The following is a 16,749-nucleotide window of genomic DNA, read 5'->3' as shown; positions in this document are numbered from 1 at the left end:
ATGTCATTACTACAAATAAAAAATTTAAAAAAATCGTTTGGTGAATCAGAAATTTTAAAAGGAATTGATCTTGAGGTATCTAAAGGCGAAGTGATTGTTATTTTAGGACCATCAGGTTGCGGTAAAAGTACGCTATTACGATGTATTAATGGTTTGGAATCCATTCAAGAAGGACGCATCATTTTAGACAATGTGGGTGTATTAGGCAAAGATTTGCCTTGGAGCCATGTGCGTCAAGAAATCGGCATGGTATTTCAAAATTATGAGTTATTCGGTCATATGAACGTGATCGACAATATTCTATTGGGTCCGGTTCAAGCACAAAAAAGAAAACGTGCTGAAGCAGAGCAGGTTGCCGATGCATTGCTTAAACGAGTCGGTCTTTATGATCGAAAATTAGATTATCCAAGACAATTATCAGGTGGGCAGAAACAACGAATAGCCATTGTACGTTCTTTGGTGATGCAACCTAAAGTGATGCTGATGGATGAAATCACCGCAGCGCTTGATCCTGAAATGGTGCGTGAAGTTTTGGATGTGGTCTTGGGTTTGGCACAGGAAGGTATGACGATGCTGATCGTAACCCACGAAATGGGTTTTGCTCAAAAAGTGGCGGATCGAATCATTTTTATGGATCAAGGCAAAATTATTGAAGAATCCACGCCAGAAACATTTTTCAGTCAGCCCAAAACAGAACGTGCCCGATCATTTTTAAATATTTTAAGTTACTAAACAAATGAATCAGAATAAGAGGATAAAAATGAATCTAACTCAATCCATCACAACCATAAGTACATTGATTGGAGCATGTTTTCTCAGTGCATGCCAGCCAGCTCAACCGACAAAAGATCAATCAGCTTCTTCACAAATATCAACCATCGAGCAGATTAAGAAAAATGATGTGATTCGAGTTGGCGTATTTGCAGACAATCCGCCGTTTGGTTATGTCGATAGTCAAGGTAAACATCAAGGTTTTGATATCGCTTTGGCAAAACGAGTGGCACATGACTTATTGGGTGATGAGAACAAAATTCAATATGTCGTGACTGAAGTGGCTAATCGGGTTGAATTTTTAAAATCAGACAAAGTCGATATGGTGTTTGCCAGTTTTTCAGTGACGCCTGAGCGTAAGGAGGTGGTTGATTTTGCTGAACCTTATTTAAAAGCGTCACTTGGCATCACGTCTCCAAAATCCAATCCGATTACGGATATCAAACAACTGCAAAATCGAACATTAATCGTCAATAAAGGCTCGAGTTCTGACAGTTTCTTCAGCAAAAATTATCCAAAAGTTAAGTTACTTAAATTTGAACAAAATACCGATGCATTTAATGCATTAAAAGATGGTCGAGGCGATGCAATTTCCCAAGACAGTACTTATGCATTGGCTTGGGCTGCACAAAACCCTGACTTTACTGTTGGAATCCCGCAAATTGGTAATGAAGACTTTATTGCGCCTGCAGTCAAAAAAGGCAATGTTGAATTACTCAATTGGCTCAATACTGAAATAAAAGCATTAAGAGAAAGTGGTGAAGTTCAAAAAATTTATGATCAGACTTTGAAACCAATTTATGGGGATAAAGTCGATTCTAAAATTTTCCTTGAAGTTCAAACTAACTCAAAATGAGGTTGAATTTTCTATAGATGATGAAAAGAGTTTATTCAAATCATTGAAAAGAGGTATAAAAATGAATATTAAATTACATTTTAAAAAAGCATTTACAGTTTCATTATTAGGTTTAAGTAGCTTAAGTCTGATTGCATGTAATCAAAGCGCCACACCCAAAAAAGCAGAAGATGAAAACGCTCAAATTTCATCAATTGAACAAATCAAAAAAAATGGGGTGGTGCGTATCGGGGTGTTTAGTGATAAACCACCTTTTGGATATCTGGATGCGCAAGGCAAGAATCAAGGTTTTGATGTGGAAATTGCCAAACATGTGGCTAAAGACTTATTAGGTGATGAAAATAAAGTGGAATTCGTGCTGACTGAAGCCGCGAATCGTGTTGAATATTTAAAGGCCAATAAAGTCGATATTATCTTTGCAAACTTTACGGTCACGCCTGAGCGTAAAGAAGTGGTTGATTTTGCTCAGCCTTATTTGAAAGTGGCTTTGGGGGTTGTGTCCTCAAAAGATCAACCGATTACTGACATTAATCAATTAAAGGATAAAATTTTATTGGTCAATAAAGGCACAACAGCGGATTCGTTTTTCACCAAACAACATCCTGAGATCAAATTGCAAAAGTATGAGCAAAATACAGAGACCTTTGATGCATTAAAGGATAAGCGTGGTGTGGCTTTAGCGCATGATAATTTATTGGTTCTGGCTTGGGCGAAAGAGAATCCTGATTACACAGTAGGGATCGCCCATTTAGGTGAGCAAGACTTCATTGCACCTGCGGTTAAAAAAGGCAACACCGAATTGTTGGATTGGCTAAATAAAGATTTAGAAAAACTTTCAAAGGAAGGTGTGATCCAACAAGCCTATGAAAAAACACTGAAACCTGTTTATGGAAATGGGATTTCTCAGAAAGATTTGTTGGTTGAATAATGGGTTCATTGCATCGATTGAACCGTCTTATGACGGTTTTTTATTTGCTGAGTGTTCATATCACAAGGCTCGACATAGTCAGCTTAAGGTCAAAGCGCTATCATAGGGTGAATTGGCATTTGGGTTGAATTATGAAAATTGTTGCAGATGAAAATCTAGCATTTACCGACTACTTCTTTTCTGAATTTGGACAGATTGAGCACAGAGCGGGGCGGACACTGACACACACAGATGTGAAAGATGCAGAAGCACTTTTGGTTCGCTCAGTGACTCAAGTTAATGAAGCACTGATTCAAAATACGCCGATTCAATTTGTAGGGAGTGCAACGATTGGCAAGGATCATCTTGATATTCAAGCTTTAGATCAGCATCAAATTGCATGGTCAAACGCAGCAGGCTGTAATGCTCAAGCGGTTGCAGAATATGTCATCACTGCCTTACTAAAATTACGTCCTGAACTGATTGATGCCAATGAAAGCTTCACGCTCGGTATTGTAGGTTTAGGTAACGTCGGTTCGCGTTTAGCGTACATGGCAGGCTTGTTGGGTTGGAATGTGATTGGGACAGATCCATTTGTAGAGCGTGAAGATACCAGACAGGTGGATTTAGAACGATTACTTCAGCAAGCTGATGCGATTTCTATTCACGTTCCTTTAACAAAATCAGGTGAACATCCAACCTATCATTTAATCAATACAGAGGCTTTATCGAAAATGAAGCCTGAAGCGATTTTGATTAACTCTGCACGTGGTCCTGTGGTTGAAGAATCAGCTTTAATCTCAGATATTCAAAACACAACACGTCAAGTCGTTCTAGATGTCTTTGAACATGAACCAGAAATTTCAGAAGAATTATTGAATCTTATTAGCATAGTGACACCGCATATTGCAGGTTATAGCTTAGAAGGTAAAGCACGCGGGACACAGCTGATTTATGAGGCATTTTGTAGAACATTTAATCACGACATCAATAAGCGGTTCGACACACAATTGCCTGAATGTGAAGCGTTCTTTCAAGGGCAAGATTTGAAAGTTGTCTTAAAAGAAAAGTTATCAGAAATCTATGATATAGAGCGCGATGATCGAAACTTAAGAGCATGCTTAAAAGATGGAAAGGTGGATCAGAAAGCCTTTGATCATTTACGCAAAACCTATCCATTACGCCGCGAATGGGCTGCTTATGGAGGACCGAAAGCGTGAATCACTTGGATCAAATTCAGTATCAACCGACATGCGATTTAAAAGCCATTCAAGCTCGTGCCAAAATGTATGCTCAACTTCGTCAGTTTTTTGCTGAACGTGATGTGATGGAAGTAGAAACGCCAGTTTTGTCGCAAGCAGGAGTGACCGATGTGCATTTAGCATCAGTTCAAGCTTTACGTCATATCGGGGGCCGAAAACAAACGCATTATTTGCAAACTTCTCCTGAATTTCCAATGAAGCGATTACTCGCGAGTGGGAGCGGAGCAATTTATCAAATCTGTAAAGTCTTCCGTGATGATGAACATGGACGTAAACACAACAGTGAATTTACCATGTTGGAATGGTACCGTCCTTCATTCACCCTTAAGGATTTGATGTTTGAAGTCAGTGACTTACTTAATGTAACTTTGGGGCATTGCTTCGGTGAAATTCGTCCGACAGTGCTCAGTTATAAACATGCATTTATGGATCGCTTGGATATCAATCCTTTGCAGGCATCTTTGAAGGATTTAAAAGACGCGTGCCATCGAGTCGGGTTAACCCTTGATTTGGGTGATGATCGATTAGGCTATATGGATCTGTTGTTTTCACATATGGTTGAACCCAGTCTTGGATTTGATACAGCAGTATTTTTGACGGATTTTCCACCTGAAATGGCATCACTTGCAAAAACGAGAACTGATGAAGAGGGTGAGTTGGTCGCAGCGCGGTTTGAACTTTATATCGAGGGTCTAGAACTCGCCAATGCCTATGATGAACTGATCGATGCAGATGTGCTACGTTCACGCTTTGAAGCTGATAATGCAGCGCGTGAAAAGCTTGGCTTGCATGTCATGCCACTCGATGAATATTTGTTGGCAGCATTGCCGAATATGCCTGAATGTTCAGGAATTGCTTTAGGTGTTGATCGTTTATTGATGGTTGCGACTGAGAACATGAAGTTGGAGCAAGTGCTAACTTTCCCTGCTGAACGATCTTAAATCAATGTTTAAATACATCCTGAATACATCGTTAACGTTGTATTCAGGTTATGATGCTGATCTATATCATCAGATCATGATTTAAAAAATAATAATAAAAGGTAGCTTATGGATGTTCGATTAAGACAATTGGCGATATATCGTTCACTGTATTGCTCTCAACGATCAAAGTGCTCCAATCCATTCCCTAAATCTGATTCTATTCTACAAGGAACACGTGCAACCTTGGATATTATTCAACATTTGGGATATGTTCAGATTGATACCATTTCAGTGGTTGAGCGTGCACATCATCACGTACTTTGGAGTCGTGTAGATGATTACCAACAAGATCATTTAAATACATTGCTCGAAAATAAACAGATCTTTGAGTATTGGTTTCACGCAGCTTCATATATGCCTATGTGCGACTACCGTTATGCACTTCGACAAATGAATGCCGTGAGACGAGGGGACAGTAAGTATTTTAATCGTGGTGATCAACATCTCATGCGAGAAATTTTAGCGAGAGTAAAATCAGAAGGGGAGATCAGGTCGCGCGATTTTATCGACAAAAATCAAAATTCTAGTCAAACGTGGTGGAGCTCAGGAATTGTAAGAAACTCTATTGAGCAACTCTATATGCAAGGCGACCTGATGGTATGTCAGCGTTCAGGTGTAGAAAAAGTCTATGCATTGACAGAGGATTATCTGAGTTCGAGCGTCGATTTGACAGAGCCTTCAATAGCTGAATATGCACGTTACTTATACGAGACAGTTAAAAGGTCACAAGGCGTTTTTACATGGAAACAGTTGATTCATTTAAAGACCGGCGCTGAGCTTAAAAAAGCAATGCAAAGCATCATCGATGAGCAACTGGATGCAAAAGTGATTCAACAGATGCGTTTAGCTTCAGGTGAATTGGTGTATGTGGATGCGGAAGGAATTGAACAGATCCCTAATATTGAAAGCGTGGTGAAAATCCTTTCTCCTTTTGATAATTTGGTGATTCATCGTGATCGCTTAATGGCATTATTTAATTTTAACTATCGTTTAGAATGCTATGTTAAACCTGAAAAACGTCAATACGGTTACTTCAGTTTGCCTATTCTTTATGGAACAGATTTCGTTGCAAAAATAGACTGTAAGGCGCATCGTGCAGAAGGTATTTTAGAAATTGTTAATTTTCATGTGCAAGAAGTGATTCACAATAAAGCTAATTTTGTTGAGTTACTGACGGTGGAGCTTAAACAATTTGCAAAGTTTAATCATTGTCAGCTCGATCCTCATTTTTATCAAAAGTTAAAACTATAAAATTTCGGTGTAAATATTCTTATGTCTTTTACGGTCTTTTTCTCATTTGTACTTTATTCATTTGTCACGTCAATCACTCCTGGTCCTAACAATATTATGCTCGCTGCATCTGGAGTGAATTTTGGCTTTAAGCGGTCGGTTCCTCATATTTTAGGCATTGGTTGTGGCTTTGGTTTTATGGTTGCAGTTGTAGGTCTGGGCATAGGTTCATTCATCAGTTCAAACGTCATACTCTATGAGTGCTTGAAAATTATCGGGATCATATATCTACTTTATTTGGCTTCTAAGATTTATGGTTCAGGTGGGATGGATACAGATGCCAAGCAGTCTAAACCGTTGACTTTTATACAGGCTGCCATGTTTCAGTGGGTAAATCCAAAAGCTTGGGTGATGGCTTTGGGCGCAGTAACAACCTATCTGGCGGCTGATAGCGCAGCGTATTGGTATTTAATACTGGGTTTGACGTATGGTCTGGTAGGTATACCGAGTACAGGTGTGTGGGCACTCATCGGTGAAAAATTACAAAATGTGATCCATGATGCCAAACGTTTAAAATTATTTAATACCACGATGGCACTTTTATTGGTCGCATCTGTACTGAAGCCGATCTGGGATTCGGCATTTTTTATAATTGGGTTAGTGATGAAATAAATATAGAGATTCCCTCTTGTTCATGAGCAAGAGAGAATTTTGTGTTAAGCACTAAACTTCAGGATCAAACGTTTCAAGCATTCAATTGTGCGTGATGAAGCTTAAGATCAGCTAAAGCTTCAATCCGTTTTTGAATCAGCATTTCACCAATATCAGGTCCTTTGATATCTGCTGGCAAATCAGATGCTTTAATGGTGCGAACCAATTGCATGGCTTCCAAAATGTAACGACCTTGTGGATAATCTCGATCTTCAAGACCTAAACGACCTTTTGCATCACATTCACAGGCTTGTATAAAAGCTTCAACGCGCTCAGGTCGTCGAAGGACATCTAAACGTTGAAGTAACCGCCATAAAGTGCCTGCTTTTAAAGTAAATGCTTGATGGCTTTTTAAATGTTCCTTACATACAGCAATCGCAAGTTGTTTGGTATTGGTCGGGACTTTGAGACGATCACAAATGTCATTCACAGGTGCTACGCCACGTTCTTCATGCATAATATGACGTGGTAATTGATCTTTAGGGGTAAGGGCTTTGCCTAAGTCATGCACCAAAACGGCAAATCGAACATCTAAGGAATAATTCGCAAGACAAGCCTGTTGTAAAGACATGAGAGTATGAATCCCACAATCAATTTCAGGATGATATTCAGGGCGTTGTGGAATACCGAACAGTGCATCAATTTCAGGAAATAACACTTTTAAAGCACCGCACTGACGTAATGTTTCAAAATAAACATCTGCATCACGTTCCATTAACGCTCTTGATGTCTCTTTCCAAACACGTTCAGGCGTCAATGCTTTTAACTCACCAGAATCTGCGAGTTGTTGCATCAAGGCTAAGGTTTCTTCTGCGACGGTAAAGCCATACTGATGATAACGAGCAGCGAATCGAGCCACACGGAGTACACGCAGAGGATCTTCTGCAAAAGCATCGGAAACATGACGTAAAATTTTATGGTTTAAATCGTCATGCCCATGATAAGGATCATAGATTTTTCCATCATCATCCATCGCGATGGCATTGATGGTCAAGTCACGACGGATCAAATCATCTTCAAGCGTAACGCTGATATCCGTATAAAACTCAAAACCATGATACCCATGACCTGATTTACGTTCAGTACGGGCTAACGCATATTCATCTTTGGTTTCTGGATGTAAAAAAACAGGGAAATCCTTCCCCACAGGCTGGTAACCTTGAGCTAAAAGTTGTTCTGGCGTTGCACCAACAACAACATAATCCTTTTCGTGATAGGGGTGTCCGAGCAACTGATCTCTGACAGCACCACCTACTAAATAAACTTGCATGAAAAAACCTCTATTCTTCAAGCAATCATGCTACAGAATAGAGGTTTTCTCAAGTCACATCATGTGACTTCGATAATAAATAGCCTCAACTTTGGTGGAAGCTATAATCTGATTTTAAATCAAAGTGCTGCATTCTCAGCTTCTTGAATTTCTGCCACAGTCAAAGCCGTCATATTGACTACACGACGAGTCGTTGCTGTTGGTGTCAAGATATGCGCAGGTTTGGCAGCACCGAGTAAAATAGGACCGATGGTCACATTGTTACCTGAAGTCGCTTTCAACAAGTTAAATGAAATGTTCGCTGCATCCAAGTTAGGCATAATCAACAGATTCGCCGAACCTTTAAAGCGAGAGTTTGGGAATGCAAAATGACGAATATTTTCATCAAGTGCTGCATCACCGTGCATTTCACCTTCCACTTCAAGCTCAGGCGCAATTTCACTTAAGAGATCAAATACTTTACGCATTTTTTGAGCGCTTACATCATCTTGATCCGAACCGAAACTGGAATGAGAAAGAAGCGCAACGCGAGGTGTGATACCAAAACGACGTACTTCTTCAGCCGCTAAAATCGTCATCTCGGCCAATTGTTCCGCCGTTGGATTACGGTTGATATACGTATCTGCAATAAACAGGTTACGATCTTCAAGCATCAAAGCATTCAGCGTAAAGAATGTGTTACGACCCTCTTGAAGCCCGATGATGTTACTCACGAAATCCAAATGGATGTCATAGCTTGAATAAGTACCACACAACATACCATCTGCTAAACCATGTTTAACCAACATTGCTGCGATCAAGGTAGAACGACGACGAGTTTCACGCTGTGCATATTCAGGCGTTACACCTTTACGCTGCATAATGCTGTAGTAATCATCCGCAAATTTTTCGTAATCAGGATTTTTCTCTTGATCGACGATGGTGATATTTACACCATGCTCAAGACGTAAACCGAGTTTCTTAATATTTGCTTCAATGACCGCTGTACGACCCACCAGAATTGGGAAAGCTAAGCCTTCGTCTACCGCGATTTGAACCGCACGTAGAACACGTAAGTCTTCACCTTCAGCATATGCAATACGCTTAGGATCAGATTTTGCTTGAGCAAAAATAGGTTTCATCATAAATGCTGAGTTATAAACAAACTCAGACAAGCGCTGACGATAGTGTGAGAAATCTTGAATTGGGCGAGTGGCTACACCTGAATCCATTGCAGCTTGTGCAATTGCAGGTGCAATTTCAAGAATTAAGCGTTGGTCAAGTGGACGTGGAATTAAGTAATCACGACCAAAAGATGCAGATTTTTCACCATAAGATGCAGCATCTGCTTCAACGTGCGCCATACGAGCAATCGCATGAACACAAGCAATTTTCATTTCTTCATTAATCGTCGTTGCACCAACATCAAGCGCACCACGGAAAATGTATGGGAAACAAAGTGCATTGTTCACTTGGTTCGGATAGTCAGAACGACCTGTCGCCATGATCACGTCATCACGTACTTCATGTGCGTGTTCAGGTAGAATTTCTGGATCTGGGTTGGCCAACGCAAAGATAATTGGATCTTTCGCCATCACTTTAACCATCTCTTTGGTTAAAATGCCTGCAGCTGAAAGACCCAAGAACATATCAGCATCAGCAATCACATCTGCAATTTGAGAGCCTTCAATGTCTTGCACATAAGCTTTCTTAGATTCATCTAATCCTTCACGCTTTGTTGTAAGCAAACCACGTGAGTCAGCAACGACGATATTTTCCTTCTTCGCACCAAGGGCACAAAGCAAGTTTAGGCAAGACAGGGCAGCAGCGCCGGCACCTGAAGCAACAATCTTGATTTCATCAATTTTCTTGCCGTTTAACTGTAAAGCGTTCAGCAATGCTGAACCCACAATGATCGAAGTACCATGTTGATCATCGTGGAACACAGGAATGTTCATGCGCTCACGAAGCTTTTGCTCAATGTAGAAGCATTCTGGTGCCTTGATATCTTCAAGGTTAATACCACCAAACGTTGGTTCTAATGCAGCAATGATATCAACAATCTTATCTGGATTGTTTTCGTCAATTTCGATATCGAATACATCAACACCTGCGAACTTCTTAAACAGTACGCCTTTACCTTCCATCACAGGTTTTGAAGCTAAAGGACCAATATTTCCTAAGCCAAGTACCGCAGTACCATTGGTGATCACAGCAACCAAATTACCACGTGCAGTATAAAGCGCAGCCTTTGATGGATCTTTTTCAATTTCTAAACATGGAGCTGCTACACCTGGAGAGTAAGCTAACGCTAAATCATGTTGGTTAATAAGTTGTTTGCTTGGTGTGACACTAATTTTTCCTGGAGTGGGAAATTCGTGATAATAAAGTGCTTGCTCTTTTAAAGATTGATCGTCCATCTGAATCCCAGTTTTTACAGTATCCCAGCGTTGCTGGTTTTTTGATTATTTCACTTTGAATATACCACTAGTTCCACATTGATCCCAGTTAAAAAGTCGATAATTTACACAGCTTAAGACTATGGTTCTAGGAAAAACATTCTTACTGGATCAGTTTTTCTCGAATGAGGAATTCTGTACAATCTTCAGCATTTAAAGGGCGTGAGAAGTAATAGCCTTGGAAATAATCACAACCTTGTTGCTTTAAGTATATAATTTGCTCTAAATTTTCGACACCTTCAGCCACAAGTTTCATCCCCATTGCTTTACCCATGGCAATAATTGCATTCACAATGGCATTATCTTTAGTCGAACCAATTTTAGTGATAAATGCACGGTCAATCTTAAGCGTGTCAATGGGGTAAGCCGCCAGATAAGCCAATGATGAATACCCTGTGCCAAAATCATCTAAAGCAATTTTGATATTTCGATCTTTAATTTGTTGTAATAAGTCAACCACAGATTCTGACTTATCTAAAAGTGAGGATTCGGTCAGTTCAAGTTCAATGAATTGAGGGTCAAGCTCATAGCGAGTAAGGGCTTCATCAATTTGATTGAGGAGTAATCCACGATGAATTTGTTGCGCAACAATATTAATAGAAATTCGTATATTGCTGAGACCTTGAGCTTGCCATTGTTTGATTTGTCTACATGTTTCAAAAAAAACGAACTCACCAATCTCAGAGATCATGCTGGTTTCTTCTGCGATCCCTAAGAAGCGATCAGGCATGATCATGCCATGTTTAGGATGATTCCAGCGAATCAATGCTTCGAAGCCAATCGTTTTCATGGTCTCGCTATCGACTTTTGCTTGATAATAGATTTGAAATTGATTGTTCTTGACTGCATTTTTCATATCGATTTCAAGTTGTAAGTCGCTACCTTGGATGGTATCTGATTTGTTTTTATAATAATAAGCTGTATTTCCACCGAGCTTTTTGGCTTTCAAAAGCGCAATTTCTGCGTGACTGTTTAGACTACCAATTTGACGACCATGATCAGGATAGATCGCCACCCCTAAAGATACCGTAACTGCATGTTCTTCATCATAAATTTTAAATGGTCGACTACACACTGCGATGATTTCATCAATCTTTTGTTGAATCGTGAAATGTGTATTGCTTAAATTATAGATAATTGCAAAATCATCATTGTTCAGATAGGCGATCAGCACCGCATCTGGGCAGGTATTTTTAAGTCTTTTAGATATTCTTTTTAATAACTCATCGCCAGCTTGATGAGTAAGAAACTCATTAAAGTTTCTAAATCGGTCAACATTTAATCTTAAAATAGCAAAATGATTCAAAGGTTTGGTTTTGTTAATAAGGTACTGATGCATTTGAAGATTAAAATAAACGCGGTTAGGCAAATCTGTTAATAGATCGTAGTTCTCTAAATAGGCCAGTCTTTCTTCATGCTGTCGACGTTCTGTTAAATCTGTAACCGCGCCAACATAGTTGATAATTCTGTTTTTATCGTCATATACGGCATTAATATGTAGCCATACGGTCAGTGATTTTCCAGAAATAAACTCATCATTGACTTCAGCATTGAAATATCCTGTATTCAACACTTTTTGAGAAATTTCAGCGTGTATTTTACTGATCTCAAAGTGAGTATTAATCGTGATATCAAACATATGTTTTGCAATGATTTGCTCACGTGGAATATTGACTAATTCACAGAAATAGGGGTTCGCATCCAAGAAACATAGATTGGTATCTAAAACGAAAATCCCTTGAGCCGCTTGATTAAATACAATGGATGCCAGTTTCAATTGATCTTGGTCGATTTTTTCTTGTTCGATATCCTGATGAATCCCAACCATTCTCAAAGGTAAACGCGTTTGTGGATCACGTGCAATGACTTTACCGATATCTTTAATCCAACGCCATTTTCGATTATGAAAGACCCGATAGTTGGCTTCAAAACGATCAGAATACCCTCTGAGGTGGCGTCTCATCAGTCGGTTGTAAATAGGTTTGTCATCGGGGTGAATCAATACATCGATTTGATCTTTATTATCGTATTGGATCACTTTAACTTCTGACTTTTTGCCAGACAGTTCGATGGTTCTTTTATCAATATTCCATAACCAAGAGTGTATGCCTGCGGTTTCATGAGCAAAATCTAAGTTGGCTTGATGATTCTGTAAGCTTTCATTGATGCGGTTAATATCATAAGTACGTTCTTTCACTTTTTGCTCAAGTAATTGATTGCTGAGCTGCAACTCGTTTTCTATATTTTTGGATTTAGAGATTTCTTGCTGAAGCTGTTTTTGGAGGACTTCGGATTCATTCAAATGAATTTTCGATTGCTTTAAATACAGTTGATTGTGAGTATTAAGTCGATTTAAATGACGATGAATTTTATGGGTTAAAACAGCACTGACCAGAACAACCGCAGACCATGAGTAGAAAATAAAATTATAAACATCGGGAACATTGTCATGAAAAAATGTTTTGGCAAGTAATACCGGCACTGTAGTGGGTATAAACATAAATAAAAAGTAACGTAATCTTTGTGTGAGATAAACGATACCGATAATGTAAATACTTGAGGTCATCAGGCTTGAAAGTAGAATGTGTACGCCTGTAATTTGACTGTTTTCCACGATCAGGAAATGGTTGATGATCAGTACACCAATACCGAGGCTAGTCCCACTGATGAGACAGACCAATTGGCACCATGCATCTAAATTAAATAAACTAATTTTTTTGGAATCGATCAACTGCTGGGTAATAAACCAAGCAGCAATATTAATTGAACTATTTATAAAGAACCAAATATTGTAATTGGCAGATTGATAGTTGAAAAATTGATGATAAGTAACAATGTTATAAAAAGTAGTAAATACCACCCATACGAGAAAAAATCGTAAATGATATGCCGCTGTTTTGATTTGTGATTCAGTAACACCTTTAGAAAGATGTTCATCCTGAACGTCATACATAATGGGGAGTTACCTTTTCATTATTTCATTTTGATTATTAGAATATATAATTCTTAGGATTATTTAATTCAGTTAAAAATATTGGCTGATGACATAGTTGAAGTTACTGTTAATTGTTGCAAAAATCAACAAAAACGTAATGTAATTAACATATTTTTTTTATTCATGATTTAAATTCTATAGTTCAAAATAGAAAGTGCAACAACAGGCGCTGTCTCTGTTCTCAGAACACGCTCTCCAATACACCAATTGATAAAACCTTTCTGATTTGAAGCAATAATTTCTTCTTCGCTCAAGCCACCTTCAGGACCAATGAGTAAAGCGATATCTGAAGTGGCATCTGTTAATACATCGACTTCATCTTTGTTCGGTGCAAGCACCAACTTTGTCGTAGGTAGTACTGATTCAAGCCATTTTTCAAGTGAAATAGGCGCTAAAATTTTTGGCACAATATTGAGACCGCATTGTTCGCAGGCTGCTATGGCAATACCTTGCCAATGATCAATTTTCTTTTGATCGCGATCATATTTAAGTCGCATTTCACAACGATCAGATGTGAGTAGTTGAATTTGGGAGACACCCAGTTCAACCGCTTTTTGAATGGCATAATCCATCCGATCGCCTTTACTCATCACCTGACCCAGTAAGGCCTGAAACTTGGGTGTGCGATTGGCAGGATTAAATGCTGAAATGAAAACTGACGCAGATTTTTTTGCAACATCAACCAATTCAACCTCGTACTCGCCACCTTGTCCGTTAAACAAAGTGGCTTTTTCACCATTTTGAGCACGTAAAACTTTAACCCAATGATGAAATACAGTTTCAGTCAGTTCAACGGTGGTATCTACTGCTAAATCAGTTTCAATATAAAAACGTGGCATTAAAGTTTTACTCTCAAAATAAAGAACGGTTACTTAAGCAAGACCAAGGTCGTGAACAAGTTGGCGTGTAGGATCAGTGGTATTCATGGTGTAGAAGTGCAAACTTGGCGCACCACCTGCAATCAGACGTTCGCAAAGTTTAACAATCACTTCATGACCAAAAGCTTTGATCGAAGCGGTGTCATCACCATAAGTTGCGAGTTGCTTGCGAATCCAACGTGGCACTTCAGCACCTGTACCATCCGCAAAACGAATCAAATTGCTGGCATTGGTGATTGGCATGATGCCCGGCGCAACAGGAATATTGACCCCTTCTTTTTGGATGCGTTCTATAAAGTAGAAGTATGCATCTGGATTAAAGAAGAATTGAGTCAAAGCTGCATTTGCACCTGCATGGGCTTTTTCACAAAAACGTTGAATGTCTTTGTCAAAACTGTCTGCTTGGGGATGCATTTCAGGATATGCCGCCACTTCAATATGAAAATGATCGCCTGAATGTTCACGGATAAAGCGAACCAAGTCTTGTGCATAAGGCAATTCGCCTAAACCCACTTGACCTGAAGGTAAGTCACCACGAAGCGCAACAATTCGATCAATCCCTTGAGATTTATATAAATCTAAAAGTTCAGCAATACGTTGTTTGCTGTCACCAATACAAGACAGGTGAGGGGCAACAGGTGTGCCTTTGCCATTGAAATCATTCAAAGTGGAGAGCGTACGTTCACGGGTTGACCCCCCTGCACCATAGGTCACAGAGAAAAACTCTGGATTAAGCAGTTGTAGTTCTTTGTGAACCGTAATGAGTTTTTCCGCACCGGCATCAGTTTTGGTTGGGAAAAACTCAAAAGAAATTGGAATCTGTTTTGACATGTTCAAATCCTATTTTTATAAATACTGATTCATATTTTCACCTCTCCTAAATCCTCTCCTGAAAGGAGAGTACTTAGCCTCGAAAATATTCATGTTGTAATGAATATTCCCTCTCCTGAACATGCTTTAACATTGCTTTAAAGTTCAGTGCAAGAGAGGGTTAGGGAGAGGGATTAAAAACTTAGTATTTATAAGTCTCAGATTTAAATGGACCTTCAACAGCAACACCTAAGTAGTCTGCTTGTTCTTGAGTCAATTGAGTCAGAACACCACCAAAACCTGCAACCATTGCAGCGGCAACTTCTTCATCTAATTTCTTCGGAATCAGTTCTACACGGATTTTTGCAGCTTTTTCAGCTTCTGGAAGATCAGCAAATTTCTCAGCGAATAAATGCATTTGACCTAAGACTTGGTTGGCAAATGAACCATCCATAATGCGTGATGGGTGACCTGTTGCATTACCAAGATTCACTAAACGACCTTCAGAAAGAAGGATCAGATAGTTATTTTCATCTTCTGAACGATACACTTGGTGAACTTGTGGCTTCACTTCAACCCACTTGTAACCACGTAAGTAGTTGGTGTCGATTTCAGTGTCGAAGTGACCGATGTTACATACAACAGCGCCTGCTTTGAGTGAATCAAGCATTGCTGAGTCACATACGTGGTAGTTACCTGTGGTCGTCACGATGAGGTCAGTATTTTGAAGAAGATCAACGTTTACGTCTTCTTTTTTACCTGTTTGTACGCCATTTTTGTATGGAGATACAACTTCATAACCGTCCATGCATGCTTGCATCGCACAGATTGGATCTACTTCAGTCACACGGACAATCATGCCTTCTTGACGAAGTGATTGCGCAGAACCTTTACCCACATCACCGTAACCAATCACAAGCGCACGACGGCCAGATAAAAGCATATCTGTACCACGTTTGATGGCATCGTTAAGTGAGTGGCGGCAACCGTATTTGTTGTCGTTTTTAGATTTAGTCACAGAATCATTTACGTTGATTGCAGGCACTTTTAACGTACCATCACGTAACATTTCATATAGACGTTGAACACCTGTGGTGGTTTCTTCAGTTACACCGTGAATTTTAGCAATCACTTCTGGGTATTTTTCATGAACAAGTAGCGTTAAGTCACCACCATCATCCAAAATCATGTTGGCATCCCAAGGCGTGCCATTGACATTGATTTGTTGTTCCAGGCACCACATGTATTCTTCTTCAGTTTCGCCTTTCCAAGCAAAAACAGGAATACCCGCAGCAGCAATCGCAGCAGCAGCATGGTCTTGAGTTGAGAAAATGTTACAAGAGGTCCAGCGAACTTCTGCGCCCAATTCAACCAAAGTTTCAATGAGAACTGCAGTTTGAATGGTCATGTGGATACAGCCGAGGATTTTCGCGCCTGCAAGTGGTTTAGCCGCAGCATAACGCTTGCGAAGACCCATAAGAGCTGGCATTTCAGCTTCTGCAAGTTTGATTTCTTTACGGCCGTAATCAGCAAGTGAAATATCGGCAACTTTATAATCTTTAAATGAAGCATTAACCGCGTTCATCAGGATCTCCTCGTTATTAGATGTGTAATAACAGTAAAAAATGGATTGGATCG

General features: G+C 39.5%; 13 protein-coding genes. 7 read left to right on the top strand and 6 right to left on the bottom strand.

The genetic code is table 11. The features are described from left to right. The 7 genes from AC5YCE_RS00515 to AC5YCE_RS00485 all read left to right on the top strand — a co-directional run bounded on the left by AC5YCE_RS00515 (position 1) and on the right by AC5YCE_RS00485 (position 6,681). Positions 1-732, top strand: coding sequence for an amino acid ABC transporter ATP-binding protein (locus AC5YCE_RS00515; protein ID WP_496124985.1), 732 nt, complete (start codon positions 1-3; stop codon positions 730-732). Between the two features lie 28 nt (positions 733-760). Beyond that, the gene (locus tag AC5YCE_RS00510; protein ID WP_496124984.1) at positions 761-1,627 is read left to right on the top strand and encodes a transporter substrate-binding domain-containing protein; all 867 of its coding nucleotides are present in this window, start codon (positions 761-763) and stop codon (positions 1,625-1,627) included. Positions 1,628-1,688: 61 nt separating this feature from the next. Next, complete coding sequence (locus AC5YCE_RS00505; protein ID WP_496124983.1) at positions 1,689-2,555, top strand: cysteine ABC transporter substrate-binding protein; 867 nt, start codon at positions 1,689-1,691, stop codon at positions 2,553-2,555. A 131-nt stretch (positions 2,556-2,686) separates the two neighbouring features. Further along, positions 2,687-3,754, top strand: a complete 1,068-nt coding sequence (locus AC5YCE_RS00500; protein WP_496170366.1) for a 4-phosphoerythronate dehydrogenase — start codon at positions 2,687-2,689, stop codon at positions 3,752-3,754. Positions 3,755-3,759: 5 nt separating this feature from the next. Further along, positions 3,760-4,737 carry an EF-P lysine aminoacylase EpmA gene (gene epmA, locus AC5YCE_RS00495; protein WP_496170470.1) on the top strand — a complete coding sequence of 326 codons (978 nt, stop codon included), beginning with the start codon at positions 3,760-3,762 and terminating at the stop codon, positions 4,735-4,737. Between the two features lie 108 nt (positions 4,738-4,845). Further along, positions 4,846-6,030: a winged helix-turn-helix domain-containing protein gene (locus AC5YCE_RS00490; RefSeq protein WP_496170363.1), complete on the top strand. Its 1,185-nt coding sequence runs from the start codon at positions 4,846-4,848 to the stop codon at positions 6,028-6,030. Between the two features lie 21 nt (positions 6,031-6,051). Next, a complete protein-coding gene (locus AC5YCE_RS00485; RefSeq protein ID WP_496170361.1) occupies positions 6,052-6,681 on the top strand; it encodes a LysE family translocator in 630 nt (209 codons plus the stop codon). 73 nt (positions 6,682-6,754) lie between these two features. On the opposite strand, the gene AC5YCE_RS00480 is transcribed toward AC5YCE_RS00485, so the two are convergent. The 6 genes from AC5YCE_RS00480 to ahcY all read right to left on the bottom strand — a co-directional run bounded on the left by AC5YCE_RS00480 (position 6,755) and on the right by ahcY (position 16,696). Beyond that, entirely contained in the window at positions 6,755-7,990 is a 1,236-nt protein-coding gene (locus tag AC5YCE_RS00480) for a multifunctional CCA addition/repair protein (protein ID WP_496170359.1), read from the bottom strand. A 119-nt stretch (positions 7,991-8,109) separates the two neighbouring features. Continuing rightward, entirely contained in the window at positions 8,110-10,389 is a 2,280-nt protein-coding gene (locus AC5YCE_RS00475; RefSeq protein ID WP_496170357.1) for an NADP-dependent malic enzyme, read from the bottom strand. A gap of 142 nt (positions 10,390-10,531) precedes the next feature. Further along, complete coding sequence (locus AC5YCE_RS00470; RefSeq protein ID WP_496170355.1) at positions 10,532-13,381, bottom strand: sensor domain-containing protein; 2,850 nt, start codon at positions 13,379-13,381, stop codon at positions 10,532-10,534. Positions 13,382-13,551: 170 nt separating this feature from the next. Beyond that, the gene (locus AC5YCE_RS00465) at positions 13,552-14,262 is read right to left on the bottom strand and encodes a 16S rRNA (uracil(1498)-N(3))-methyltransferase (protein WP_496170353.1); all 711 of its coding nucleotides are present in this window, start codon (positions 14,260-14,262) and stop codon (positions 13,552-13,554) included. Between the two features lie 33 nt (positions 14,263-14,295). Beyond that, positions 14,296-15,132: a methylenetetrahydrofolate reductase [NAD(P)H] gene (gene metF, locus AC5YCE_RS00460; protein ID WP_496170351.1), complete on the bottom strand. Its 837-nt coding sequence runs from the start codon at positions 15,130-15,132 to the stop codon at positions 14,296-14,298. A 181-nt stretch (positions 15,133-15,313) separates the two neighbouring features. Continuing rightward, complete coding sequence (gene ahcY, locus AC5YCE_RS00455) at positions 15,314-16,696, bottom strand: adenosylhomocysteinase (protein ID WP_496170349.1); 1,383 nt, start codon at positions 16,694-16,696, stop codon at positions 15,314-15,316. Between the last annotated feature and the right edge of the window lie 53 nt (positions 16,697-16,749).

The organism is Acinetobacter sp. CY79, assembly GCF_059515845.1.
Note: the sequence above shows the minus strand (reverse complement) of the source record. Positions and strands in the feature narration are given on the sequence as shown.

Coding starts and splice junctions, on each gene's coding strand:
- AC5YCE_RS00515 (WP_496124985.1), top strand. CDS start 1: ATGTCATTACTACAAATAAAAAATTTAAAAAAATCGTTTGGTGAATCA.
- AC5YCE_RS00510 (WP_496124984.1), top strand. CDS start 761: ATGAATCTAACTCAATCCATCACAACCATAAGTACATTGATTGGAGCA.
- AC5YCE_RS00505 (WP_496124983.1), top strand. CDS start 1,689: ATGAATATTAAATTACATTTTAAAAAAGCATTTACAGTTTCATTATTA.
- AC5YCE_RS00500 (WP_496170366.1), top strand. CDS start 2,687: ATGAAAATTGTTGCAGATGAAAATCTAGCATTTACCGACTACTTCTTT.
- AC5YCE_RS00490 (WP_496170363.1), top strand. CDS start 4,846: ATGGATGTTCGATTAAGACAATTGGCGATATATCGTTCACTGTATTGC.
- AC5YCE_RS00485 (WP_496170361.1), top strand. CDS start 6,052: ATGTCTTTTACGGTCTTTTTCTCATTTGTACTTTATTCATTTGTCACG.
- AC5YCE_RS00480 (WP_496170359.1), bottom strand. CDS start 7,990: ATGCAAGTTTATTTAGTAGGTGGTGCTGTCAGAGATCAGTTGCTCGGA.
- AC5YCE_RS00475 (WP_496170357.1), bottom strand. CDS start 10,389: ATGGACGATCAATCTTTAAAAGAGCAAGCACTTTATTATCACGAATTT.
- AC5YCE_RS00470 (WP_496170355.1), bottom strand. CDS start 13,381: ATGTATGACGTTCAGGATGAACATCTTTCTAAAGGTGTTACTGAATCA.
- AC5YCE_RS00465 (WP_496170353.1), bottom strand. CDS start 14,262: ATGCCACGTTTTTATATTGAAACTGATTTAGCAGTAGATACCACCGTT.
- metF (WP_496170351.1), bottom strand. CDS start 15,132: ATGTCAAAACAGATTCCAATTTCTTTTGAGTTTTTCCCAACCAAAACT.
- ahcY (WP_496170349.1), bottom strand. CDS start 16,696: ATGAACGCGGTTAATGCTTCATTTAAAGATTATAAAGTTGCCGATATT.